The sequence below is a fragment of the Acidovorax sp. FG48 genome, assembly GCF_057809085.1.
This window is the reverse complement of sequence record NZ_JBMDJH010000003.1, coordinates 118,741-142,028: the sequence shown is the minus strand read 5'-3', so window position 1 is coordinate 142,028 and position 23,288 is coordinate 118,741. Positions and strand designations below refer to the sequence as shown.

At 65.0% G+C, this 23,288-nt stretch carries 23 protein-coding genes; 1 reads left to right on the top strand and 22 read right to left on the bottom strand.

The window, feature by feature from the left end:
• Nucleotides 1-33: 33 nt before the first annotated feature.
• From hisF to ACODSU_RS05475, 8 genes are all read right to left on the bottom strand, one after another.
• On the bottom strand, nt 34-834 hold the full coding sequence (gene hisF, locus ACODSU_RS05510; protein WP_260666393.1) for an imidazole glycerol phosphate synthase subunit HisF: 801 nt from the start codon (nt 832-834) through the stop codon (nt 34-36).
• A 123-nt stretch (nt 835-957) separates the two neighbouring features.
• A complete protein-coding gene (gene hisA, locus ACODSU_RS05505; RefSeq protein WP_015012687.1) occupies nt 958-1,698 on the bottom strand; it encodes a 1-(5-phosphoribosyl)-5-[(5-phosphoribosylamino)methylideneamino]imidazole-4-carboxamide isomerase in 741 nt (246 codons plus the stop codon).
• A 65-nt stretch (nt 1,699-1,763) separates the two neighbouring features.
• Nucleotides 1,764-2,441: an imidazole glycerol phosphate synthase subunit HisH gene (gene hisH, locus ACODSU_RS05500; RefSeq protein WP_110959731.1), complete on the bottom strand. Its 678-nt coding sequence runs from the start codon at nt 2,439-2,441 to the stop codon at nt 1,764-1,766.
• 51 nt (nt 2,442-2,492) lie between these two features.
• Entirely contained in the window at nt 2,493-3,131 is a 639-nt protein-coding gene (gene hisB, locus ACODSU_RS05495) for an imidazoleglycerol-phosphate dehydratase HisB (RefSeq protein WP_015012685.1), read from the bottom strand.
• Nucleotides 3,128-4,249, bottom strand: a complete 1,122-nt coding sequence (gene hisC / locus ACODSU_RS05490; protein ID WP_488840719.1) for a histidinol-phosphate transaminase — start codon at nt 4,247-4,249, stop codon at nt 3,128-3,130. The genes hisB and hisC overlap by 4 nt, the downstream gene beginning before the upstream one ends.
• Nucleotides 4,246-4,698 (bottom strand): PIN domain-containing protein, encoded by a 453-nt coding sequence (locus ACODSU_RS05485; RefSeq protein WP_056060234.1) that lies wholly within the window; start codon nt 4,696-4,698, stop codon nt 4,246-4,248. The genes hisC and ACODSU_RS05485 overlap by 4 nt, the downstream gene beginning before the upstream one ends.
• A 14-nt stretch (nt 4,699-4,712) precedes the next feature.
• Nucleotides 4,713-4,937, bottom strand: coding sequence for a hypothetical protein (locus tag ACODSU_RS05480; protein WP_015012682.1), 225 nt, complete (start codon nt 4,935-4,937; stop codon nt 4,713-4,715).
• Between the two features lie 54 nt (nt 4,938-4,991).
• Nucleotides 4,992-6,446 (bottom strand): aminotransferase-like domain-containing protein, encoded by a 1,455-nt coding sequence (locus ACODSU_RS05475; RefSeq protein WP_488840718.1) that lies wholly within the window; start codon nt 6,444-6,446, stop codon nt 4,992-4,994.
• A 151-nt stretch (nt 6,447-6,597) separates the two neighbouring features.
• On the opposite strand from ACODSU_RS05475, the gene ACODSU_RS05470 reads away from it, so the two are divergent.
• A complete protein-coding gene (locus ACODSU_RS05470; protein WP_488840717.1) occupies nt 6,598-7,029 on the top strand; it encodes a DUF2917 domain-containing protein in 432 nt (143 codons plus the stop codon).
• Here ACODSU_RS05470 and hisD read toward each other — a convergent pair.
• From hisD to ACODSU_RS05400, 14 genes are all read right to left on the bottom strand, one after another.
• A complete protein-coding gene (gene hisD, locus ACODSU_RS05465; protein ID WP_488840715.1) occupies nt 7,016-8,398 on the bottom strand; it encodes a histidinol dehydrogenase in 1,383 nt (460 codons plus the stop codon). The genes ACODSU_RS05470 and hisD overlap by 14 nt on opposite strands.
• A gap of 22 nt (nt 8,399-8,420) precedes the next feature.
• Complete coding sequence (gene hisG, locus ACODSU_RS05460; protein WP_233584296.1) at nt 8,421-9,080, bottom strand: ATP phosphoribosyltransferase; 660 nt, start codon at nt 9,078-9,080, stop codon at nt 8,421-8,423.
• Complete coding sequence (murA, locus tag ACODSU_RS05455; protein ID WP_488840713.1) at nt 9,077-10,351, bottom strand: UDP-N-acetylglucosamine 1-carboxyvinyltransferase; 1,275 nt, start codon at nt 10,349-10,351, stop codon at nt 9,077-9,079. The genes hisG and murA overlap by 4 nt, the downstream gene beginning before the upstream one ends.
• Nucleotides 10,352-10,446: 95 nt before the next feature.
• A complete protein-coding gene (locus ACODSU_RS05450) occupies nt 10,447-10,689 on the bottom strand; it encodes a BolA family protein (protein ID WP_146869876.1) in 243 nt (80 codons plus the stop codon).
• A 104-nt stretch (nt 10,690-10,793) separates the two neighbouring features.
• A complete protein-coding gene (locus ACODSU_RS05445; RefSeq protein WP_056060224.1) occupies nt 10,794-11,549 on the bottom strand; it encodes an ABC transporter permease in 756 nt (251 codons plus the stop codon).
• Nucleotides 11,546-12,484: an ABC transporter ATP-binding protein gene (locus ACODSU_RS05440; RefSeq protein ID WP_488840710.1), complete on the bottom strand. Its 939-nt coding sequence runs from the start codon at nt 12,482-12,484 to the stop codon at nt 11,546-11,548. The genes ACODSU_RS05445 and ACODSU_RS05440 overlap by 4 nt, the downstream gene beginning before the upstream one ends.
• Before the next feature lie 135 nt (nt 12,485-12,619).
• On the bottom strand, nt 12,620-12,892 hold the full coding sequence (locus tag ACODSU_RS05435; RefSeq protein ID WP_209817653.1) for an STAS domain-containing protein: 273 nt from the start codon (nt 12,890-12,892) through the stop codon (nt 12,620-12,622).
• A gap of 13 nt (nt 12,893-12,905) precedes the next feature.
• Complete coding sequence (locus tag ACODSU_RS05430; protein WP_110959739.1) at nt 12,906-13,553, bottom strand: MlaC/ttg2D family ABC transporter substrate-binding protein; 648 nt, start codon at nt 13,551-13,553, stop codon at nt 12,906-12,908.
• A 149-nt stretch (nt 13,554-13,702) separates the two neighbouring features.
• A complete protein-coding gene (locus ACODSU_RS05425; protein ID WP_488840708.1) occupies nt 13,703-14,497 on the bottom strand; it encodes an MlaA family lipoprotein in 795 nt (264 codons plus the stop codon).
• On the bottom strand, nt 14,497-14,985 hold the full coding sequence (mlaD, locus tag ACODSU_RS05420) for an outer membrane lipid asymmetry maintenance protein MlaD (protein ID WP_056060215.1): 489 nt from the start codon (nt 14,983-14,985) through the stop codon (nt 14,497-14,499). Before mlaD ends, ACODSU_RS05425 begins: the two co-directional genes overlap by 1 nt.
• A 35-nt stretch (nt 14,986-15,020) precedes the next feature.
• Nucleotides 15,021-15,803, bottom strand: coding sequence for a lipid asymmetry maintenance ABC transporter permease subunit MlaE (gene mlaE / locus ACODSU_RS05415; RefSeq protein WP_060986013.1), 783 nt, complete (start codon nt 15,801-15,803; stop codon nt 15,021-15,023).
• On the bottom strand, nt 15,800-16,618 hold the full coding sequence (locus tag ACODSU_RS05410; RefSeq protein ID WP_488840705.1) for an ABC transporter ATP-binding protein: 819 nt from the start codon (nt 16,616-16,618) through the stop codon (nt 15,800-15,802). Before ACODSU_RS05410 ends, mlaE begins: the two co-directional genes overlap by 4 nt.
• A gap of 298 nt (nt 16,619-16,916) precedes the next feature.
• Entirely contained in the window at nt 16,917-18,395 is a 1,479-nt protein-coding gene (locus tag ACODSU_RS05405; protein ID WP_488840703.1) for a glutamate synthase subunit beta, read from the bottom strand.
• Between the two features lie 48 nt (nt 18,396-18,443).
• On the bottom strand, nt 18,444-23,177 hold the full coding sequence (locus tag ACODSU_RS05400) for a glutamate synthase-related protein (protein ID WP_488840701.1): 4,734 nt from the start codon (nt 23,175-23,177) through the stop codon (nt 18,444-18,446).
• Nucleotides 23,178-23,288 lie beyond the last annotated feature (111 nt).

Genomic DNA, 23,288 nt, shown 5'->3' with positions numbered 1-23,288 from the left:
GCCAGAAGCTATCAAATCAGGAGTAAATGCCGATCACATCCGCACGGGGATGCCCCGCTCGGCCATGCGCTGCTTGGCCTGGCCCACGGTGTATTCGCCGTAGTGGAAGATGCTGGCGGCCAGCACCGCGTCGGCACCGCCGGTCTGGATGCCGTCGGCCAGGTGGTCGAGGTTGCCCACGCCGCCCGAGGCGATCACAGGCACGCTGACCGCATCGCTCACGGCGCGGGTCAGTTCCAGGTCAAAACCCGCCTTGGTGCCGTCGCGGTCCATGCTGGTCAGCAGGATCTCGCCCGCACCGCGCTGCGCCATCTCGGTGGCCCAGGCAATGGCGTCCAGGCCGGTGTTCTTGCGGCCCCCGTGGCTGTACACATCCCAGCCTGCACCCACGGGCTGACCGTTGGCACCCAGGCGCAGCGCGTCCTCGGCCGAGCGGCGCTTGGCGTCGATGGCCACCACAATGCACTGCGCGCCGTACTTGGCCGACACGGCGTTGATCACGTCGGGGTTGGCAATGGCGGCCGAGTTGAAGCTGGTCTTGTCCGCGCCGGCATTGAGCAGGCGGCGCACATCGTCCACGGTGCGCACGCCACCACCCACGGTGAGCGGAATGAACACCTGGCTGGCCACGGCCTCGATGATGTGCAGGATGAGGTCACGGCCATCGCTGGTGGCGGTGATATCGAGGAAGGTGAGCTCGTCAGCGCCTTGCGCGTTGTAGCGCGCGGCAATTTCGACCGGGTCGCCTGCGTCGCGCAGCTCGACGAAATTGACGCCCTTGACCACACGGCCTCCGGTGACGTCAAGGCAGGGAATGATTCGTTTTGCGAGCATGTCAGTGAGCGATTCGTTGATTTGGCGCTACCGAGGCCAGCAGACGCCGTGGAACTGGCTTCGCCAGGCCACTGGCGTCGTCCCCTGGGGGAAGCGGCGAAGCCGCTCAGGGGGTGATCGGTTTCAGCCGTTCAGTTCGTCGGCACGCGCTTGCGCTGCAGCGAAGTCCAGGTCGCCGCTGTAGATGGCGCGGCCGCAGATCACGCCTTCCACGCCCTCGTCTTCCACCGCGCACAGCTGCTCGATGTCCGCCATGTTCGACAGGCCGCCCGAGGCGATTACGGGAATGGTCAGCGCCTGGGCCAGTTTGACGGTGGCGTCGATGTTGATGCCCGACAGCATGCCGTCGCGGCCGATGTCGGTGTAGATGATGGATTCGACGCCCCAGTCCTCGAACTTCTTGGCCAAGTCCACGACCTCGTGGCCGGTGAGCTTGCTCCAGCCGTCGGTGGCCACCTTGCCGTCCTTGGCGTCGAGCCCCACGATGATGTGGCCGCCGAAGGCGCTGCACGCGTCTTTCAGGAAGCCGGGGTTCTTCACGGCTGCCGTGCCGATGATCACGTAGCGCAGGCCGCCGTCGATGTATTTTTCGATGGTGTCCAGGTCACGGATGCCGCCGCCCAGCTGCACGGGAATGTCGTCGCCCACCTCTTTCAGGATGGACTTGATGGCGCTGTAGTTCTTGGGCACGCCCGCAAACGCACCGTTCAAGTCCACCAGGTGCAGGCGGCGCGCGCCGGCATCCACCCACTTGCGCGCCATGGCGGCGGGGTCTTCACCAAAGGTGGTGGATTGGTCCATATCGCCTTGCTTGAGGCGTACGCAGTGGCCGTCTTTGAGGTCGATGGCGGGGATGAGCAGCATGGTGGTGAAGTTCGGGTGAAAAAGGGCGAGACGCAGCTCGGCCCGAACGGGTGGGGGTTAAGGGATCAGGGATTCCAGTGCAGAAAATTGCGGTACAGGGCCAGGCCGTGCTCCGCGCTCTTCTCCGGGTGAAACTGGGTGGCAAAAATATTATCGCGTGCAACCGCGGCAGCAAACAAACCGCCGTAGTCGGCCTGCCCGGCGCAATGGGCAGGATTTTGCGGCACAGCGTAGAAACTGTGCACGAAGTAGAAGTAACTGTTGTCGGGCACACCGGCCCACACCGGGTGCACGCCGCCGCCGTGGTGGGCGTGGGGCATCTGCCGCACCTGGTTCCAGCCCATCTGGGGCACCTTGAAGCGGCTGCCATCGGGCTGGGTGCGGCCTGCCAGGTCGAACTTGAGCACGTCGCCGGGGATCAGGCCCAGCCCGGGTGTATCACCCTCGGCGCTGTGGTCCAGCAGCATCTGCATGCCCACGCACACGCCAAACATCGGCTTGCTGGCAGCGGCTTCGAGCACCGATTCCTGCAGGCCGGACTCCCGCAGCTCGCGCATGCAGTCGGGCATGGCGCCCTGCCCTGGCAGCACGATGCGCTGGGCGGCGCGCACGTCTTCGGGGCGCTGGGTGACGACCACGGTCCAGCCCGTGCCCTCGGCGGCGGCCTGCACGGCCTGCGACACGGAGCGCAGGTTGCCCATGCCATAGTCCACGACCGCCACTGTTTTTGCTTCCATATTCATAGCTGCTAGCGCATACAAATCAAGCGCTTGCGCCCGATTTGGCTGAAAAATTCACAGAGAGCCCTTGGTGGAGGGGATGACACCGGCCGAGCGCGGATCGCGCTCCAGCGCCGCACGGAGCGTGCGCCCGAACGCCTTGAAGATGGTCTCGCACTGGTGGTGTGCGTTGACGCCCTTGAGGTTGTCGATGTGCAGCGTCACGCCCGCGTGGTTCACAAAGCCCTGGAAGAACTCGAACACCAGTTGCGTGTCGAGCTGGCCGATGCTCCCGGCCGTGAACTTCACGTCCATGTGCAGCCCGGGGCGGCCCGAAAAATCGACCACCACGCGCGACAGCGCTTCATCCAGTGGCACGTAGGCATGGCCGTAGCGGCGAATGCCTTTCTTGTCGCCCACGGCGCGCGCAAAGGCCTGGCCCAAGGTGATGCCCACGTCTTCCACCGTGTGGTGGCCGTCGATGTGCAGGTCGCCTTCGCAGTCGATGTCGAGGTCGATCAGCCCGTGGCGGGCGATCTGGTCGAGCATGTGGTCGAAGAAGCCGATGCCGGTGTGCAGCTTGGCCTGGCCGGTGCCGTCGAGGTTGATGCGCACGCTGATGCGCGTCTCGGCGGTGTTGCGGCTGACCTCGGCAATGCGGTCGGCCATCGGGTCGGCCGATGGGGCGGAAGGTACGAGTGCGGAGGAAGTCATAGGGAGGCTTGGAGTGCGGCCAGCATCTGCGCGTTGTCTTCGGCATTGCCTACCGTCAGGCGCAGGCAGTTGGCCAGCAATGGGTGCATTGTAGAAACGTTCTTGACCAGCACCTTGCGGTTTTTCATGCCCTCGTAGGCCTTGGCGGAATCCGCCACACGGATCAGCACCATGTTGGCCTCGCTGTCCCAGCACTTTTCGACCCCGGGCATCTGGCGCAGCGCGGCGATGAGTGTGGTGCGCTCGGCACGGATTTCAGCGGCCTGGGCAGCGAAAACCTCGGCATGTTCCAGTGCAAACAGCGCGGCTTCGCAGTTGAGCACGCTCACGTTGTAGGGCGGGCGCACCTTGTCGATCTCGCTCACCAATGCGGCGGGCCCGATGAGGTAGCCCAGGCGCACACCTGCGAGGCCAAACTTGCTGAGCGTGCGCATGAGCAGCACGTGCGCATTGCGCGCGGGCTCGGCGCGCATGCGGTCGATCCAGGTGCGGCTGGCAAAAGGCTGGTAGGCCTCGTCCATGACCACGATGCCGCCCTGCGCACCTGCGGCGTCGATGATGCGCTGCACGGCGCCTTCGTCCCACAGCGTGGCCGTGGGGTTGTTGGGGTAGGCGATGTAGGTGATGGCGGGCTGGTGCTGCGCGATGGCGGCCAGCATGGCGGGCTCGTCCAGTTCAAAGTCGGGCGTGAGCGGCACGCCGACAAAGTCCAGGCCCTGGAGCTGCGCCGACAGCGGGTACATCACAAAGCCGGGCATGGGCGCCAGCATGGTGGCGCGCTGGCCCGTGCCTGGCTGTGCGCAGGCCAGCGCCAGCAGGGTGATGAGTTCGTCCGAGCCGTTTCCCAGCACGATGCCGTAGCCCTCGGGCATGCCCGCGTACTGTGCCAGGGCCACCTTCAGGTCAGCAATGCGGTCGCCGGGGTAGCGGTTGAGTGCCACCGAACCCAGGCGCTGGCCCAGCGCGGCCTGCAGGTGTGCGGGCAGGCGGAAGGGGTTCTCCATCGCGTCCATCTTGAGCATGCCGGTGGAGGGCTGCACAACATAAGAGTGCATGGCGCGCACGTCGGGGCGGATGCGGGCCAGGGCCTGGAGGGGGGACGACGCGGGAGTAGTCATTCGGTGGTGTCCAGTTCGTTGGGGGTGACAAGAAAAGGGTTGATGGGGCGCACGGCGTCCATCGGCTGGTCGTGCGGCAGCGCCTCGGTCAGCAGGTAGCGGCAGCCCTGCTGGTGGGCGGACGAGAGGATGAGCGCATCCCAGTAGCCCAGGCGGTAGCGGTCCTGCAGGTCCCAGGCGCCATCCACCGTGTACGAGTCCAGGTGCGGCGGCAGCCACACGCGCAGGCGGCGCACCTGGGCGCGCACCTGCTGCAGCACATGGGGGCCGTCAAAACGCTGGATGGCCTGGTTGTACAACTCGTTGAGCACCTGCGAGCTGATGCGGCCGCTGCGCGTCTGCCAGCAAAAGCTGATCCATTCGCGCGCCCGCGCCTGGCGCTCGGCATCGCGGTCGTCCACGCTGGCGAGCAGGATTTCGGTATCGACAAAGATGGGGACGGTGGCCATGTGGTCTGCCCCGTTCAGCGCAGAAACAGGGTTTCGCGCGGCACATAAGGCCCGCTAGACGCGCCCCAGCTCTCGAACCCCAACGCCTCGCGCATAGCCTGGGCGTAGGCGTCCTCCTGGCGCATCTTTTCGGCCAGCCATTCACCGAGCAGGCGCGACACGCTGCTGCCGCGCTTGGCGGCTTCCACGCGCACCCATTCGGCAACGGTGTCGTCCATGGTCACGGTGATATTTTTCATGGATCAAATATTACACGAACTTCGTGCTCCACGAACTTCGTGTTGTTTTTAACTTCATGCCGCCTTGCGCGACGCCCCGCTTTGCAGCATCTGGCACGCCATGTCACCCACGGTGCGCAGCGCCTCCAGGTGGGCGGGCGTCCAGTCGCCTCCCACGCCGATGCGCAGGCAGTTGCGAAACCGTCCGCTGGCACTGAACACCGTGCCGGGTGCGATCAGGATCTGCTGGGCCAGGCAGGCCTCGTGCAGTTGCACCGAATCGAGCGCGCGCGGCAGCTCCAGCCACAGCAGCAGGCCGCCGGGCGGGTCACTCACGCGGGTACCCTGCGGGAAGTGCGCGGCAATCACATGGCGCACCTCGTCCATGCGCGCCGCCACGGCCGCGCGCAGCTGGCGCATGGCGGCGGCGTGGCCCGCCTGGGTGATGAGATCGGCCAGGGCCAGCTCCAGCACGGCGGACTGGCCGCCGGCCTGCAGGTCCTTGATGGCGCGCAGCTTGTCGGCCCAGCGCCCAGCCTCCAGCCAGCCCAGGCGCAGACCCGGCGCCAGCGTCTTGGAGAACGAGTCGCACAGCATCACATGACCGGTGGTGTCGTACGACTTGACAGTGCGGCGCATCTCGTCCACCTCGACCAGGTCGTTGTAGATCGCGTCCTCGATCACCGCCATGTCGTGCCGCGCCGCCATCTGCACCAGGCGCTTGCGCTCGGCCTGCGGCATGCAGCTGCCCAGCGGGTTGCTGAGCGTGGGCACCACCATCACGGCCTTGACCGGCTGGGTGTCCAGCGCCAGCTGCAGCGCATCGAGCGACAGGCCGTGGCGCGGGTGGGTGGGAATCTCCAGCGCCTTGAGGTGCAGGCCCTGCAGCACCTCCAGAAACGAAAAATGCGTGGGCGACTCCAGCGCCACCACGTCGCCCGGCTGCGTCACCGCGCGCAGGCACAGCGCAATGCTGTCCATGCAGCCCCCGGTGATCACGATGTTCTCAGGGTCCAGACTGCAGCCCAGGCTGACGGCGTAGCGCGCCAGGGCGCGGCGCGCATCCTCGTGGCCCGACGAACCGGGGTAGGTGCACAGCAGGTTGCGGTGGCGCTGCGCGGCACGCACCACGGCGCGGCGCACGCGGTCGGGGTTGAACAGCTCGGGGCCGGGCGTGCCGCTGCTGTACGAAATGATGTCGACCGGCTGTTTGCGCCCCAGGATGCGCTGGCCCAGCCAGTCCACCGACACCTCACGCGGCCGGCGCATGGGGCGTGGCGTGCTGGGCTCGGGCAGACTTACCGGCCGCGCCGCCACAAAAAAGCCGGAGCGCGGGCGCGCGGTGATCAGGCGCGCATCTTCGAGCCAGTGGTAGGCCTGCACCACCGTGGTCTGCGCCACGCCGTGCTGGCGCGCCAGCTCGCGCACCGAGGGCAGCTTTTCGCCACGCGCCATGGTGCCGTTGCGGATCAGCTGCGCGAGCTGCTCGGCGAGTTGCAGGTACAGCGGGGGTGCGTCATCGGTGGCCATGCTGCATTCTGTACTGGTACCTTGGCCAACAGACAGTACAGAAACGACCCAGTGCGTACAGTACAGATGGGCTGGTTCACTGTTCTGTACTGGGCCAGATCGCTCGTGCCTGTGGCTGGTGGCCCACGGCAGCTGGCCGCACAGTGAAGGCATGAAAACGCTGCACACCCCCACCCCACCGTCGCCCACGCTGCCCACTCAGCCTGCGGTGCCCCTCACCCTGCAATGGAAACGCCAGCCTCTGCCGCCACTACAGGCCGTCCAGGTGCTGGACTTCCGCGCGGGCGACATCGCCCTGCTCGAAGTCGAACAGGGCCGCGTCTGGGTGACCTGTGATGGTCTGCTGGAGGATTATTTTCTGGAGGCTAGGCAGCGCCTGTCGTTCGCCGGACCGGTGCGGCTGCGCGTCAGCGCCGAAGGCCACCGGCCTGCAAGGCTGAGCTGGGCGCAGCACCGGGCCGTGGAAGGCGCCGCGTATCCGCCTGCGCCCTCTATAGCCTCCGCGCCGGCCGCAACCCCTCAGCCCAGGACAACAGCCCCCACGCAGGGCACCCTGCCCCGGAGCGCGATCAGCGCGGCTTGACGGGCGTGGTCAGCCGCATCTCGGCGGCTTGCGCGTGGGCCTGCAGGCCCTCGCCATAAGCCAGCTCGGCGGCGATGGTGCCCAGCACCTGGGCACCGGCCTCGCTCACCTCGATGAGGCTGCTGCGCTTCTGGAAGTCGTACACGCCCAGGGGTGACGAGAAGCGTGCGGTGCCGCTGGTGGGCAGCACGTGGTTGGGGCCGGCGCAGTAGTCGCCCAGGGATTCGCTCGTGTAGGCACCGAGGAAGATCGCACCCGCGTGGCGCAGCAGCGGCTCCCAGCGGTGCGGGTCGGTGCTGCTCACTTCCAGGTGTTCCGGCGCAATGCGGTTGCTGATCGCACAGGCTTCTTCCATGTCCTTCGTCAGGATCAGTGCGCCCCGGCCAGTCAGGCTCTTGGCGATGATCTCGGCACGCGGCATGGTGGGCAGCAGGCGGTCGATCTCGCGCTGCACGGCGTCGAGATAGGCGGCGTCGGGGCACAGCAGGATGCTCTGGGCCAGTTCGTCGTGTTCGGCCTGGCTGAAGAGATCCATCGCCACCCAGTCGGGGGGCGTGGTTCCATCGGCCAACACCAGGATTTCGCTCGGGCCCGCAATCATGTCGATGCCCACGGTACCGAACACGCGCTTCTTGGCGCTGGCCACATAGGCATTGCCGGGCCCGGTGATCTTGTCCACCTTGGGCACGGTCGCCGTACCGTAGGCCAATGCTGCCACGGCCTGCGCACCGCCGATGGTGAACGCGCGGGTGACGCCCGCCACGTAGGCGGCGGCCAGCACCAGCTCGTTGCGCTCGCCCTTGGTGGAGGTGCCCTCGCCCGTTCCGCCCGTGGCCACGCTGCCGCGCACGGGGGTAGGCACGACCATGATGATTTCCTGCACGCCCGCCACGTGGGCCGGGATGGCGTTCATCAGCAGGCTGGACGGATACGCGGCCTTGCCGCCGGGCACGTAGATGCCCACGCGGTCCAGTGGCGTGACCTTCTGGCCCAGCAGCGTGCCGTCTTCGTCGCGGTAGCTCCAGCTCTCACCCGAGGCCTTTTTCTGCGCCTCGTGGTAGCTGCGCACGCGCTTGGCGGCGGCCTGCAGGGCGTCGCGCTGGGCCTGCGGGATGGCGTCGAACGCGGCCTTGAAGTCGGCTTGCGTCAACTCCAGCGCAGCCATATTGGAGGCGCTGAGGCCATCGAAGCGGGCGGTGTACTCCAGCACGGCGGCGTCACCGCGCTTTTGCACGTCGGCCAGGATGTCGGCCACGCGCTGCTCGATGGCCGCGTCGGTGTCGGCAGACCAATGCAGGCGGGCTGCAAAATCAGCCTCAAAAGTGGCCGCAGTGGTGGACAGACGGGCGGGAGCAGCTACCAAAGTCATAGTGTCAGTCGTTGGAGGTGGGTCAGTTTTTTTCAGCCGGTATGGCCGAGGCAAACGCATCGATGATGCGGCGCAGCGGCGCCTGCTTGAGCTTGAGCGCGGCCTGGTTCACGACCAGATAGGAGCTGATGTCCATGATGCGCTCGACTTCGATGAGGTTGTTGGCCTTGAGGGTGTTGCCGGTGGAGACCAGGTCCACGATGGCATCGGCCAGGCCGGTGAGCGGCGCCAGCTCCATGCTGCCGTAGAGCTTGACCATGTCCACGTGCACGCCCTTGCTGGCAAAGAAGTCGCGCGCAATGCCGGTGTACTTGGTGGCGACCTTGAGGCGCGAGCCCTGCTTGACGGCCTGGGCGTAGTCGAAGTCGTTGCGCACGGCCACGCTCACGCGGCACTTGGCAATGCGCAGGTCCAGCGGCTGGTACAGGCCCTGACCGCCATGCTCGATCAGGGTGTCCTTGCCGGTCACGCCGATGTCGGCGCCGCCGTACTCCACGTAGGTGGGCACGTCGGTGGCGCGCACCAGCACCACGCGCACGTTGGGCTGGTTGGTGGGCAGGATGAGCTTGCGCGATTTTTCGGGGTCTTCGAGCACCTCGATGCCTGCAGCGGCCAGCAGCGGCAGGGTTTCGTCAAAGATGCGGCCCTTGGAAAGCGCCAGGGTGATCATGTTGCTGCTCATGCTTTTACTCGTTCGATGTCGGCGCCAATGCCGCGCAGTTTGGCTTCCATGCAGTCGTAGCCGCGGTCCAGGTGGTAGATGCGGTCCACCACGGTTTCGCCGTCGGCCACCAGGCCGGCAATGACGAGGCTGGCCGATGCACGCAGGTCGGTGGCCATCACGGTGGCGCCGGACAGGCGGGGCACTCCCTCGATCACAGCCACCTTGCCATCCACCTGGATTTTGGCGCCCAGGCGAACCAGCTCGTTGACGTGCATGAAACGGTTTTCAAAAATCGTCTCGGTCACCGTGGCCGTGCCCTGGGCAATGCAGTTGAGCGCCATGAACTGGGCCTGCATGTCGGTGGGAAATCCGGGGTATTCGGTGGTGCGAAAGCCCTGGGCCTTGAGCGTGGCACCGCCTGCGCTTTGCACGCGGATGCCGCCCTCGACGGCTTGCACGGTTGCACCGGCCTCGCGCAGCTTTTCAATCACGGCGTCGAGGTGGTCGGCACGGCCATGACGCAGCACCACATCACCGCCCGTGGCGGCCACGGCGCACAAGAAGGTGCCTGCTTCAATGCGGTCTGCCACCACGCGGTGGGTGCAGCCGTGCAGTTGGTGCACGCCCTGGATGCGGATGCGGCTGGTGCCGTGGCCTTCGATCTTCGCGCCCATGGCGATCAGCATCTCGGCCAGGTCCGAAATCTCGGGCTCTTGCGCGGCGTTTTCCAGCACCGTCTCGCCCTCGGCCAGCGCGGCGGCCATGAGGAAGTTCTCGGTGCCCGTCACCGTGACCATGTCGGTGGTGATGCGCGCGCCCTTCAGGCGCTTCCAGCCTGCGGGCAGCTTGGCGATCATGTAGCCGTGTTCGACCACGATCTCGGCGCCCATGGCGGCCAGGCCCTTGATGTGCTGGTCCACCGGGCGCGAGCCGATGGCGCAGCCGCCGGGCAGCGACACCGTGGCCTCGCCAAAGCGCGCCAGCAGCGGGCCCAGCGCCAGCACGGAGGCGCGCATGGTCTTGACCAGCTCGTAGGGCGCCTCGGGCGTGCTCAGCGCACTGGCGTTGATGCGCACGGTGCCGTCGTCAGCCCGCTCCGCGGCCACGCCCATGTTGCGGATCAGCTTGAGCATGGTGCTCACGTCCTGCAGCTGGGGCACGTTGAGCAGCGTCACGGGCTCGGCCGTGAGCAGGGCAGCGCACAACTCCGGCAAGGCGGCGTTCTTGGCGCCGGAGACCAGCACCTCGCCTTGCAAGCTGCGTCCGCCGCGAATCAGGAGTTTGTCCATCTCAAATCACCAAATAGGGGTCAAAAGTGCCACTTGCGCTAGTGGAATATGCGCCAGCAGCTATCAAAACGTGAGTGCCAGTGGGTGCGCAGGTGCTATGGCGCCTGGGCGGCCCATTCAGCCGGTGTGAAGGTTTTCATCGACAGCGCATGCACCTCGTCGGTGTGCATTTTCGCGCCCAGCGTGGCGTACACGCGCTGGTGGCGCTGGATGGCGCGCTTGCCCTCAAACTCGGCCGAGACAATGGTCGCGTACCAGTGGCGGCCGTCGCCTTCGAGCGTGATGTGTTCGCAGGCCAGGCCAGCGGTGATGATGTCTTTGAGTTGGTCAGCGGTCATGGTGGGGCGCTCGGAATCAATGAGAACTGACGCAAATCGGGATGCAACAACCGCCTCGCCCTGGAGGGGAGCGCTTGCCTGAACCTTGTTTTGCGTCAGTCATGTCAGTTACGGATTTTGTAGCCCGTGCGCAGCAGGTGCACGGCCAGGGCGCTGACGGCCAGCCAGGCGATGCCCACGATGCCCAGGCTGAGCCAGGGCGAGGTGTCGCTCTGGCCGAAGAAGCCGTAGCGGAAGCCGTCGATCATGTAGAAGAACGGGTTGAGGTGGCTCACGGCCTGCCAGAACGGAGGCAGCGACTGGATCGAATAGAACACGCCCGACAGGAAGGTCATCGGCACGATGATGAAGTTCTGGAACGCGGCCATCTGGTCGAACTTGTCGGCCCAGAGCCCCGCGATCAGCCCCAGCGTGGCCAGCAGCGCCGCGCCCAGCAGCGCAAAGGCCAGAATCCACAGCGGCGCCGCAAACTCGGGCCGGGCAAACGCCAGCGTGACGATGAACACGCCCAGGCCCACCACCAGCCCACGCACGATGGACGAGCCCACGTACGCGCAGAACCATGCCCAGTGCGACAGCGGCGTGAGTAGCACAAACACCAGGCTGCCCATGATCTTGCTCTGGATGATGCTGGACGAGCTGTTGGCGAACGCGTTCTGCAGCACGCTCATCATCACGAGGCCCGGCACCAGGAAGGCCGTGTAGCTGATGCGGTCGTAGACCTTCACATGGTCTTCGAGCACGTGGCCAAAGATCAGCAGGTACAGCACCGCCGTGAGCACGGGAGCTGCGACAGTCTGGAAGCTTACTTTCCAGAAGCGCAGAACCTCTTTGTAGAACAGGGTCTGCCAGCCGGTCATAGCGCCACCCCTTCCAGCGGAATGTTGGACGCCGATGTGCCAGACATCACCTGCAGGAACACATCCTCCAGATCAGGCCGGCGAATCTCCATGTCCTGCACCTCGACCCCGGCCACGCGCAAGGCAGCCAGGTGGTTTTCAATCTCTGCCGCGTCGTGAGCGGGCAACTGGACGATGCGGCCGGTGACCCGCGCCACGGCAGCCAGCGCGGGCGGCAGGGCCGTATCGGTCTTGAACTGCAGCACGCTGCCCGAGGCGGCCTTGAGCAGCTCGCTGGTGCGGTTGAGCGCCACCACCTGCCCGGCCTTGAGCATGGCGATGCGGCCGCACAGGGCTTCGGCTTCTTCGAGGTAGTGGGTGGTGAGCAGCACGGTGTGCCCCTCCTTGTTCAGGCGGGCGATGAAGTGCCACAGGGTCTGGCGCAGTTCCACGTCCACACCGGCCGTGGGCTCGTCGAGCACGATGATGGGCGGCTTGTGCACCAGCGCCTGCGCCACCAGCACGCGGCGCTTCATGCCACCCGACAGCTGGCGCATGTTGGCGTTGGCCTTGTCGGCCAGGCCCAGATTTTCGAGGAGCTCGTCGATCCAGGCGTCATTGTTCTTCACGCCGAAGTAGCCCGACTGGATACGCAGCGCCTCGCGCACGTTGAAGAAGGGGTCGAACACCAGCTCTTGAGGCACGATGCCCAGCTTGCGGCGGGCGTCGGCGTACTGGGCCTGCACGTCGCTGCCCTGCACCAGCACGCAGCCGCTGGTGGCACGCGCCAGGCCGGCCAGGATGCTGATCAGAGTGGTTTTGCCGGCACCGTTGGGGCCGAGGAGCCCGAAGAACTCGCCCTCCTCAATGTCCAGGTTGACCTGGTTCAGTGCCTGAAAAGGACCTTTGGGCGTGGCAAAGGTCTTGGAGATGGCTTGGAAGGAGACTGCGGGCATGAAGCTTTCGATTTTAAGGCCTCAGCCCTTTGCAGGCGGGGCGGCCGCTTCAATGGCCCCTGGCGGGCGCTGGGGGCCCTCAGTTTCATGGCTTGGGTGGGCAAAGCCACCCGGGACCATGAAAGTTATTTCGTATCAAGGTGCGGCGACCAGCAGCGCATCCACCCCATACAACCCAGCCATGCCCGCCAGACCAGCGGGCATGCCTTGCACGGCAAAGTGCTTGCCCTCGGACAAAGCTTCGCGCCGGCATTCGAGCAGCACGGCGAGGGCCGAGGTATCGAACACCGTCAGCGCATGGGCATCCACCACCACCGTGCTGTCGCGGTGCACCCGCAGGCCCTGCTTGAGCATGTGCAGGCAGGCGGTGGCCTGACGGTGGGTGAGTTCGGGAGGCAGCACCAGCATGGCGAGGGGGCTGTCAGCCCTTGGCAGTGCCCGCATTGGTCTTGTTGCGGGCGGCCAGGGTGTCGATCAGGCCTTCAATGCCCTTGGCATTGATCTCCTGCGCGAACTGGCCTCGGTAGGTTTCTACCAGCCAGACGCCGAGCACATTCAGGTTGTAGATCTTCCAGCCTGCGCCATCGCCGGGAGTCTTTTCGAGGCGGTAGTCGAGCTGGATGGGGTCGCCCCGGCCCACGATTTCGGTGCGGACCAGTACGTCCTTGTCTTCGGCGGCAGCGCGCAGGGGCTTGACCTGGATGGTCTGGTCATTGACCTGGGCCAGCGCACCGGCATAGGTGCGCACCAGCAGGATCTTGAACTCTTCCTGCAGCCGCTTTTGCTGCTCGGGCGTGGCCTGGCGCCAGCCCGGGCCAACGGCAGCGGCCGTCATGCGGCGGAAGTTGACGTTGGGCATCACCGTTTTATCGACCAACGCAATCACCTTGCTCAGGTCTCCGGCCTGGATGGCCTTGTCGGACTTCACCGTATTGAGCACATCGGCGGACAGCCGCTTGATCAGCGCGTCGGGTGCCTCGTCGGCCGCCAAAGCGGACAGTGGCAGGCTGAACGCGGCACTGGCTGCAATGCAAAGGGCAACACGGCCCAGGGAACGTCGGTTCATCATCTTCTCGGCTTTCATCGGTGCGGGCTTGTGCCCGTCAAATCATTGTGGAGGTGCTGGCCCAATGGCATACGTCGCAGCGGTTGCGGGTTGCAAGCAAGTGCAACAGGGCCAGGCCCAGGGCGGAGCATGGTGCCCCGCGCGGCAGGCCATCAGCGGGGAGGCTCTTCCGGCAGCACGCCGTTGCTGGCGCCGCCGTCGTCCTTGCCTTCTGCATTCTGTGCCTCACCGGCATGGCTGCGCACTTGCAGGTACACGTCACGCGTAAAGCTGTACTTGTCCAGAGCGGCACTGTCGAGCACCGAGCTGGCGCGCAGCAGGTTGGCCCGCGTGTCCACCACGCGCAGGGCATACAACGAGTTGCGGGCAGAGACCGGGTCCACGTAGCTCACCACATTGCCCTTCATGTCCACCGGCAGCGCGAACGTGTCGCGCACGGTGGAAGGCCCCAGGATGGGCAGCACCAGATAGGGGCCAGTACCCACGCCCCAGCGCCCCAGGGTCAGGCCGAAGTCCTGCTTGTAGCGGTCGATGCCCAGCTCGCTGGCGATGTCCAGCAAACCACCCAGGCCCATGAACGTGTTCACATTGACCCGCATGAAGCTGGACGCAGCGGCTTCACCGCGCAGCTGCAGCACGTTGTTCACAAACGACCAGACGTCGCCCAGGTTCCCGAAGAAATTGCTGACGCCCGTGCGTACCGTTGCGGGCGTGACCTCCTTGTAGGCCGTCGCCACAGGCTTGAGCACCATGGCATCGACCTGTTCATTGAAGTTGGTCATGCTGCGGTTGTAAGACTCCAGCGGGTCGCGGGGGTCAGGGTTGGCCACCGTAGCGCACCCGGTGAGCAGCATGGTCCCCAGCAGCAGCGCCAGGCTAGTCGCCAGGCGGGAAACGGACCACCTGTCGCCAGCGATGCTGGCGCGGAATGTAAGAAGTGAATGCATCATTTTTTGCCACCTGTCCCTGCAGGTTTTGCGCCGTCTTCGGCTTTGCTGTAAAGAAATTGTCCGATGAGGTTCTCAAGCACCACTGCCGACTGGGTGGATGTGATCGTGTCGCCCGCTGCCAGGTTTTTTTCGTCGGCACCGGCCTCGATCCCGATGTACTGCTCACCCAGCAGGCCGCTGGTCAGGATCTTGAGGGAGCTGTCCTTGGGGAACGCGTAACGGTCCTCCATGGCCAGCGTGACGCGCGCTTGGAAGGTCTTGTCGTCAAAGGTGATGGACTCCACGCGCCCCACCACCACCCCGGCGCTGCGCACTGCTGCCTGGGGCTTGAGGCCGCCGATGTTGTCGAACTTGGCGGTCACACGGTAGCCCGAGTGGAATTGAAGGCTCAGCAGGTTGGCCGACTGCAGCGCCAGGAACACCAGTGCCACCGCGCCCAGCATCACGAAGAGCCCTACCCACAGATCGTTTTTGGAACGTTGCATACCTTTGATTCCTAGAACTGCCAGCACCGCCAGCGTCAGATACTGAACATCAGCGCAGTGAGCACGAAGTCCAGTGCCAGCACCGCCAAAGACGCCATGACCACGGTGCGCGTGGTGGCGCGCGACACCCCTTCGGGGGTGGGTTTGGCGGCGTAGCCCTGCAGCAGCGCCACAAAAGTTACCGTGAAGCCAAAGACCACACTCTTGAGCACGCCGTTGCCCAGGTCCTTCCAGACATCCACCCCGCCCTGCATCTGGCTCCAGAACGCGCCGGGGTCGATGCCGATCATGAGTACCCCGACGATCCAGCCGCCGATGATGCCCACCGCACTGAACACCGCCGCCAGCAGCGGCATGGTGATCACGCCGGCCCAGAAGCGGGGCGCCAGGATGCGCTGCACCGGGTCCACCGCCATCATCTCCATGGCGCTGAGCTGCTCACCCGCGCGCATCAGGCCGATTTCGGCCGTGAGCGACGTGCCCGCGCGTCCCGCAAACAACAGCGCCGTGACCACAGGCCCCAGCTCGCGCACCAGGCTCAAGGCCACCAGCAGGCCCAGCGCCTCGGACGAGCCGTACCGCTGCAGCGTGTAGTAGCCCTGCAAGCCCAGCACAAACCCGACGAACAGGCCCGACACGGCGATGATGGCCAACGAATAGTTGCCCAGAAAATGCACTTGGTCGCGCACCAGCGCGGGCCGCAGAAACGTGGCACCCAGCAACCGCACCAGCCGCCCGAAGAGCCGTGCGCCCATACCGATATCGGCGAGCTTGTGGCGCACCGCAAAGCCAACGTCGGAGGGCTTGTACCAGCTCATAGCGCACGCCCTCCCACTGGTCCAAAATCCTCCGCTACGGCCGGGCCGGGGTAATGGAACGGCACAGGCCCTGCAGGCAGGGCATTCACAAATTGGTGCACCAGCGGATCGCGGCTGGCAAGCACCTCTTCGGGCGTGCCTTGGGCTGCCACCACGCCTTCGCCCAGGATGATCACGTGGTCCGCCAGGCGGAAGGTCTCTTCCAGGTCATGCGACACGACGATGCTGGTGAGCCCCATGGCGTCGTTGAGCTGGCGAATCAGCTGCGCCGCCGTGCCCAGTGAAATCGGGTCCAGGCCCGCAAAGGGCTCGTCGTACATGACCAGCTCCGGGTCCAGCACGATCGCACGGGCCAGCGCCACGCGGCGCGCCATGCCGCCCGAGATCTGGCTGGGCATCAGGTCACGGGCTCCCCGCAGACCCACCGCGTGCAGCTTCATCAGCACGACATCGCGAATCAGGTCTTCGGACAAATCGGTGTGCTCACGCAGCGGAAACGCCACGTTCTCAAACACGCTGAGGTCGGTAAACAGGGCCCCGAACTGGAACAGCATGCCCATGCGCCGGCGCGCGGCGTACAAAGCCTGCACGTCCATGCGCCCCACGTCCTGACCGTTGACCAGCACCTGGCCGCTCTGGGCCTTGTGCTGCCCTCCGATCAAGCGCAGCACGGTGGTTTTGCCCCCCCCCGATGCCCCCATCAGCGCCGTGACCTTGCCGCGCGGAACCGCCAGCGTCACGTCGCGCAGGATCACGCGGTCACCGTACGAAAAGGTGACGTGGCGCAACTCGGCAAGAAAGGAGGACTCGGCCATGCAAGAAGGAGTGATCGGAATTCGGGCCTGCCAAAACACCACCCGCCCCCGAAAAACGGAGCGCAGATGGTAGCTGAAGACACAAACATACATTCACGTATGTTTGTAAAGAAAAGCACAACAGGCAGAGCCCCACCCCTTGGGACCGAGGCAAGCCCGGATTGACAGAACCCCTGATTGTGCCAACAAAGCCTCCAGAAGGCTGACGCCCGGTCATTGCCACAGCTTGAAGCCAAGCCCCACCAATACAAACGGCGCCCGAAGGCGCCGTGACCGTGAGGGTGCGCAATGCGCAGGATCAGCGTGGCAGGTCCGAATAACCCATGAGGAACTCGTCCACAGCGCGCGCAGCCTGGCGGCCTTCGCGGATGGCCCAGACCACCAGCGACTGGCCGCGACGGATGTCGCCGGCCGCAAAGACCTTGGGCACGTTGGTGGCGTAGCCACCGTCAAAGTCGGTCGTGGCGCGGGCATTGCCGCGGGCGTCCTTCTCCACGCCAAACGCGTCCAGCACTGGGGCCACCGGGCTCACGAAGCCCATGGCCAGCAGCACCAGGTCGGCCTGGTAGTGCTTCTCGGTGCCGGGGATCTCGACCAGCTTGCCGTCCTTGAACTCGACCTGCACGGTGGTCAGGCCCTTGACCTTGCCCTTTTCGCCGACGAACTCCTTGGTGGAGATCGCAAACTCACGCACGCAGCCTTCTTCGTGGCTGGAGCTGGTGCGCAGCTTCAGTGGCCAGTATGGCCAGGTCAGGGGGCGGTTTTCCACTTCGGGGGGCTGGGGCATCACCTCGAACTGGGTGACGCTGGCCGCACCATGGCGGTTGCTGGTGCCCACGCAGTCGCTGCCGGTGTCGCCGCCACCGATCACAATGACGTGCTTGCCCGTCGCCGTGATCTGGCCCTTGAGCTTGTCGCCCGCGTTGACCTTGTTCTGCTGGGGCAGGAACTCCATGGCGAAGTGAATGCCATCGAGCTCGCGGCCAGGCACGGGTAGATCGCGCGATTGCTCGGCGCCACCGGTCAGCAGCACGGCGTCGAACTCTTTGTTCAACTGCTCGGGCGTGATGGTTTCCTTGGCCCAGTTGGTGACCTTGGAGTCCTTGCCCAGACCGTCCTTGGCAGCGCCCACGAACACGCTGGTGCGGATGACTACGCCTTCGGCTTCGAGCTGCTTCACGCGGCGGTCAATGTGCGACTTCTCCATCTTGAAGTCGGGGATGCCGTAGCGCAGCAGGCCGCCCACGCGGTCGTTCTTTTCAAACAGCGTGACGCTGTGGCCTGCGCGGGCCAGTTGCTGGGCAGCGGCCAGGCCTGCGGGGCCAGAGCCCACCACGGCAACCATCTTGCCCGTTTGGTGCTTGGCGGGACGGGGCTTCACCCAGCCCTCTTCCCAGGCGCGGTCGATGATCGCGTGCTCGATGGACTTGATGCCCACGGCGTCGTCGTTCACATTGAGCACGCAGGCTGCCTCGCAAGGCGCGGGGCAGATGCGGCCGGTGAACTCGGGGAAGTTGTTGGTGCTGTGCAGCACCTCGATCGCGCTCTTCCAGTCCGCGTGGTACACGAGGTCGTTGAAGTCCGGAATGATGTTGTTCACCGGGCAGCCGTTGTTGCAGAACGGCGTGCCGCAGTCCATGCAGCGCGCGCCTTGCACCTTGGCCTGGCTTTCGTCGAGGCCGATGACAAATTCCTTGTAGTGCTTCAGGCGCTCGGGCACGGGCTTGTAGCCCTCTTCGATGCGCTCGTATTCCATGAAGCCGGTAGTTTTTCCCATGACGATGTCCTTGTCTATGAATGCTGTGCGAAGGGGGATGGCGCCGCCTTACTTGGCGGGAGCCACTTCATTTTTGGTAGCAGCTACCGCTGGTGTAGCGGACTCCTCCAGCACTTTTCGTTCATAAATTTCAGCCAACGCACGCTTGTACTCGGTCGGGAAGACCTTGACGAACTTGCTGCGCGAAGCGGCCCAGTTGTCCAGCAGCTCGCGGGCGCGCTTGCTGCCCGTCCAGCGGTTGTGGTCTTCCAACAGCTTCTTGAGCTGAGCCTCGTCCGTCTGGCCGTTGTGCCAGATCGAGCGGGGCACGGTGGCCTCCTGCTCAGTGGCGGGCAGGATGCGCTCCAGCGTCACCATCGACAGGTTGCAGCGCGTGTCGAACTGGCCATCTTCGTCATAGACGTAGGCCACGCCGCCGCTCATACCGGCCGCGAAGTTGCGGCCTGTCTTGCCGAGCACGACGACGGTACCGCCGGTCATGTACTCGCAGCCATGGTCGCCTGTGCCTTCAACAACAGCCGTGGCACCCGACAGACGCACGGCAAAGCGCTCGCCAGCCACGCCACTGAAGAAGGCCTCACCGGTGGTGGCACCGTACATCACGGTGTTGCCCACGATGGTGTTGCGCACGGCCTCACCCCGGAAGTCGATGCTGGGACGCACGATCACGCGGCCGCCCGACAGGCCCTTGCCGGTGTAGTCGTTGGCATCGCCAATCAGGTACAGCGTGATGCCGCGCGTCAGGAACGCCCCGAACGACTGGCCGCCCGTACCTTCCAGCTGGATGCGGATGGTGTCGTCTGGCAGGCCCTCGGGGTGCACACGGGTGACCGCGCCGGACAGCATCGCGCCGACCGAACGGTTCACGTTGCGCGCCACTTCGATGAACTGCACGCGCTCGCCCTTTTCGATGGCGGGCTTGCTGCGCTCGATGAGCTTGCGGTCCAGCGTGTGCTCGATGTTGTGGTCCTGCACGTCCACATGGAAGCGCGGCACGTCGGCGGGCACGTTGGGCTGAGCGAACAGGCGGCTGAAGTCCAGGCCGCGTGCCTTCCAGTGTTCCAGGCCCTGGCGCATGTCGAGCAGGTCGGTGCGGCCGATCAGGTCGTCGAACTTGCGGATGCCCAGCTGGGCCATGATCTGGCGCACTTCTTCGGCGATGAAGAAGAAGTAGTTGACCACGTGCTCAGGCTTGCCCGAGAACTTCTTGCGCAGCTCGGGGTCTTGCGTGGCCACGCCCACGGGGCAAGTGTTCAGGTGGCACTTGCGCATCATGATGCAGCCCTCGACCACCAGCGGAGCGGTAGCGAAGCCGAATTCGTCCGCGCCCAGCAGCGCGCCGATGGCGACGTCACGGCCCGTCTTCATCTGGCCGTCGGCCTGCACACGAATGCGGCCGCGCAGGCGGTTCAGCACCAGGGTCTGCTGGGTTTCGGCCAGGCCGATTTCCCACGGACCGCCTGCATGCTTGATGGACGACCAGGGCGATGCGCCCGTGCCGCCGTCATGGCCGGCGATCACGACGTGGTCGCTCTTGCACTTGGCCACGCCTGCGGCGATGGTGCCCACGCCCACTTCGGATACCAGCTTGACGCTGATGCCTGCGTGCGGTGCGACATTCTTCAGATCGTGGATCAGCTGGGCCAAGTCCTCGATGGAATAGATGTCGTGGTGCGGAGGGGGCGAGATCAGACCCACACCGGGCACGCTGTGGCGCAGCTTGCCGATGTAGTTGGAGACCTTGCCGCCAGGCAGCTGACCACCTTCGCCGGGCTTGGCGCCCTGGGCCATCTTGATCTGGATCTGATCGGCGGACGACAGGTACTCCGCCGTCACGCCGAAGCGGCCCGACGCCACCTGCTTGATGCGGCTGCGCAGCGAATCGCCGTCCTGCAGGGGCAGATCGACCTCGACGTTCTCGGCGCCGATCACGCTCTTCAGGGTGTCGCCCTTCTTGATCGGGATGCCCTTGAGTTCGCTGCGGTAGCGTGCCGCGTCCTCGCCACCTTCACCGGTGTTGCTCTTGCCGCCAATGCGGTTCATGGCCACCGCCAGTGTGGCGTGCGCCTCGGTGGAGATGGAGCCGAGCGACATGGCGCCCGTAGCGAAACGCTTGACGATTTCCTTGGCGGGCTCGACCTCGTCGATTGAGATTGCCTTGGACGGGTCGATCTTGAACTCGAACAAGCCGCGCAGCGTCATGTGGCGCTTGCTCTGATCGTTGATGATCTGGGCGTATTCCTTGTACGTGTTCCAGTTGTTGGCACGCGTGCTGTGCTGCAGCTTGGCAATCGCGTCAGGCGTCCACATGTGGTCTTCACCACGGGCGCGCCAGGCGTATTCACCACCGGCATCCAGCATGGTTTCGAGCACAGGGTCGTCACCAAACGCGGCCTTGTGCATGCGGATGGCTTCTTCAGCGATCTCGAACACGCCGATGCCTTCCACGCGGCTGGCGGTGCCGGTGAAGTACTTGGCCACGGTCTCAGTGTTCAGGCCGATGGCCTCGAACAACTGCGCCCCGCAGTAGCTCATGTAGGTGCTCACGCCCATCTTGGACATGATCTTGGACAGGCCCTTGCCGATGGCCTTGACGTAGTTGTAGATGGCCTTGTCGGCCGACAGGTCGCCGCCCAGGTCCTTGTGCATTTCGGCCAGGGTTTCCATGGCCAGGTACGGGTGCACAGCCTCGGCGCCGTAGCCAGCCAGCACGGCGAAGTGGTGCACCTCGCGCGCGGTACCCGTTTCGACCACCAGGCCGGCCGTGGTGCGCAGGCCTGCGCCCACCAGGTGCTGATGGATGGCCGACAGCGCCAGCAGCGCGGGGATGGCCACCTGCGTGGCGCTCACGGCACGGTCGCTGATGATGAGGATGTTGGCACCGCCCTTGATGGCGTCCACAGCCTGCGCGCACAGCGAGGCCAGCTTGGCTTCCACGCCCTCACGGCCCCAGCTCAGCGGGTAGGTGATGTCGATGGTCGCACTCTTGAACTTGCCTTGCGTGTACTTCTCGATGTCGCGCAGCTTGGCCATGTCGGCGAAGTCAAGCACCGGCTGGCTCACTTCGAGCCGCATCGGCGGGTTGACCTGGTTGATGTCCAGCAGGTTGGGCTTGGGGCCGATGAAGCTGTTGAGCGACATCACGATGGCCTCGCGGATCGGGTCGATCGGCGGGTTGGTCACCTGTGCGAACAGCTGCTTGAAGTAGTTGTACAGCGGCTTGTTCTTGCCCGAGAGCACGGCCAACGGGCTGTCATTGCCCATGGAGCCGATGCCTTCTTCGCCGTTCTTGGCCATGGGCGCCATCAGGAACTTGATGTCTTCCTGCGTGTAGCCAAAGGCCTGTTGGCGGTCCAGCAAAGGCAGGTCAGCGGCCTGGGGCGCAGCTGCCTGGGCACCGGTTTCGATGCTGTCGAGCTTGATGCGCAGGTTTTCAATCCACTGCTTGTAGGGCTTGGTGTTGACGATGTTGGCTTTCAACTCGTCGTCGTCGATCATGCGGCCCTGTTCCAGGTCGATCAGGAACATCTTGCCGGGCTGCAGGCGCCACTTGCGCACGATCTTGTTCTCGGGCACGGGCAGCACACCCGACTCGGAACCCATGATGACCAGGTCGTCATCGGTGATGCAGTAGCGCGAGGGGCGAAGGCCGTTGCGGTCCAGCGTGGCGCCGATCTGGCGGCCATCGGTGAACACGATGGAGGCCGGGCCGTCCCAAGGCTCCAGCATGGCGGCGTGGTATTCATAGAAAGCACGGCGGCGCTCGTCCATAGTGGTGTGCTGCTCCCAGGGCTCTGGGATCATCATCATCACGGCCTGGCTGATGGGGTAGCCCGCCATGGTCAGCAGTTCCAGGCAGTTGTCGAACGTAGCGGTGTCGGACTGGTCGGCAAAGCTGATGGGGTAGAGCTTTTGCAGGTCCGCAGCCAGCACGGGCGATGCCATCACGCCCTCTCGGGCCTTCATCCAGTTGTAGTTGCCCTTGACGGTGTTGATTTCACCGTTGTGCGCCACATAACGGTAGGGGTGGGCCAGCGGCCACTCGGGGAAGGTGTTGGTGGAAAAACGCTGGTGCACCAGGCCGATGGCCGAGACGCAGCGCTCGTCCGACAGATCCTTGTAGTACACACCCACCTGGTCGGCCAGCAGCAGGCCCTTGTACACCACCGTGCGGCTGGACATGCTTGGTACGTAGTATTCCTTGCTGTGCTTGAGCTTGAGGGCCTGGATGTTGGCGCTGGCCGTCTTGCGGATCACGTACAGCTTGCGCTCCAGCGCGTCCTGCACGATCACGTCGTTGCCACGGCCGATGAACACCTGACGCAGGATGGGCTCCTTCTTGCGCACGGTGGGAGACATGGGCATGTCCACATTGACCGGCACGTCGCGCCAGCCCAGCAGCACCTGGCCTTCGGCCTTGATGGCGCGCTCCATCTCCTGCTCACAGGCCAGGCGCGAAGCGTGCTCCTTGGGCAGGAAGATCATGCCCACGCCGTATTCACCGGCCGCAGGCAATGTCACGCCTTGCTTGGCCATTTCTTCCCGGTACAGCGCGTCAGGGATCTGGATCAGGATGCCGGCGCCGTCGCCCATCAGCGGGTCAGCACCCACCGCACCACGGTGGTCGATGTTTTCCAGAATCTTCAGAGCCTGCGTCACGATGTCGTGGCGCTTGATGCCCTTGATGTGGGCCACAAAACCGAGGCCACAGGCGTCGTGTTCGTTACCCGATGAATACAAACCGTGTTGTTGCAGATGCTGGATCTCGGCAGCCGTGGTCATGGCGCACTCCTATATTTTTCGCAGGGGAGCCGAGATTAGTGCATTGCAGCATATTTTGGCAAGCAAATTAATTGGGGTCGGATTCTTATTTATAGAAAACCATTCACGGCA

Bases quoted from the DNA above. Each gene is read 5' to 3' on its own strand.
- hisF (WP_260666393.1), bottom strand. From the start codon at position 834: ATGCTCGCAAAACGAATCATTCCCTGCCTTGACGTCACCGGAGGCCGT.
- hisA (WP_015012687.1), bottom strand. From the start codon at position 1,698: ATGCTGCTCATCCCCGCCATCGACCTCAAAGACGGCCACTGCGTACGC.
- hisH (WP_110959731.1), bottom strand. From the start codon at position 2,441: ATGAATATGGAAGCAAAAACAGTGGCGGTCGTGGACTATGGCATGGGC.
- hisB (WP_015012685.1), bottom strand. From the start codon at position 3,131: ATGACTTCCTCCGCACTCGTACCTTCCGCCCCATCGGCCGACCCGATG.
- hisC (WP_488840719.1), bottom strand. From the start codon at position 4,249: ATGACTACTCCCGCGTCGTCCCCCCTCCAGGCCCTGGCCCGCATCCGC.
- ACODSU_RS05485 (WP_056060234.1), bottom strand. From the start codon at position 4,698: ATGGCCACCGTCCCCATCTTTGTCGATACCGAAATCCTGCTCGCCAGC.
- ACODSU_RS05480 (WP_015012682.1), bottom strand. From the start codon at position 4,937: ATGAAAAATATCACCGTGACCATGGACGACACCGTTGCCGAATGGGTG.
- ACODSU_RS05475 (WP_488840718.1), bottom strand. From the start codon at position 6,446: ATGGCCACCGATGACGCACCCCCGCTGTACCTGCAACTCGCCGAGCAG.
- ACODSU_RS05470 (WP_488840717.1), top strand. From the start codon at position 6,598: ATGAAAACGCTGCACACCCCCACCCCACCGTCGCCCACGCTGCCCACT.
- hisD (WP_488840715.1), bottom strand. From the start codon at position 8,398: ATGACTTTGGTAGCTGCTCCCGCCCGTCTGTCCACCACTGCGGCCACT.
- hisG (WP_233584296.1), bottom strand. From the start codon at position 9,080: ATGAGCAGCAACATGATCACCCTGGCGCTTTCCAAGGGCCGCATCTTT.
- murA (WP_488840713.1), bottom strand. From the start codon at position 10,351: ATGGACAAACTCCTGATTCGCGGCGGACGCAGCTTGCAAGGCGAGGTG.
- ACODSU_RS05450 (WP_146869876.1), bottom strand. From the start codon at position 10,689: ATGACCGCTGACCAACTCAAAGACATCATCACCGCTGGCCTGGCCTGC.
- ACODSU_RS05445 (WP_056060224.1), bottom strand. From the start codon at position 11,549: ATGACCGGCTGGCAGACCCTGTTCTACAAAGAGGTTCTGCGCTTCTGG.
- ACODSU_RS05440 (WP_488840710.1), bottom strand. From the start codon at position 12,484: ATGCCCGCAGTCTCCTTCCAAGCCATCTCCAAGACCTTTGCCACGCCC.
- ACODSU_RS05435 (WP_209817653.1), bottom strand. From the start codon at position 12,892: ATGCTGGTGCTGCCTCCCGAACTCACCCACCGTCAGGCCACCGCCTGC.
- ACODSU_RS05430 (WP_110959739.1), bottom strand. From the start codon at position 13,553: ATGATGAACCGACGTTCCCTGGGCCGTGTTGCCCTTTGCATTGCAGCC.
- ACODSU_RS05425 (WP_488840708.1), bottom strand. From the start codon at position 14,497: ATGCATTCACTTCTTACATTCCGCGCCAGCATCGCTGGCGACAGGTGG.
- mlaD (WP_056060215.1), bottom strand. From the start codon at position 14,985: ATGCAACGTTCCAAAAACGATCTGTGGGTAGGGCTCTTCGTGATGCTG.
- mlaE (WP_060986013.1), bottom strand. From the start codon at position 15,803: ATGAGCTGGTACAAGCCCTCCGACGTTGGCTTTGCGGTGCGCCACAAG.
- ACODSU_RS05410 (WP_488840705.1), bottom strand. From the start codon at position 16,618: ATGGCCGAGTCCTCCTTTCTTGCCGAGTTGCGCCACGTCACCTTTTCG.
- ACODSU_RS05405 (WP_488840703.1), bottom strand. From the start codon at position 18,395: ATGGGAAAAACTACCGGCTTCATGGAATACGAGCGCATCGAAGAGGGC.
- ACODSU_RS05400 (WP_488840701.1), bottom strand. From the start codon at position 23,177: ATGACCACGGCTGCCGAGATCCAGCATCTGCAACAACACGGTTTGTAT.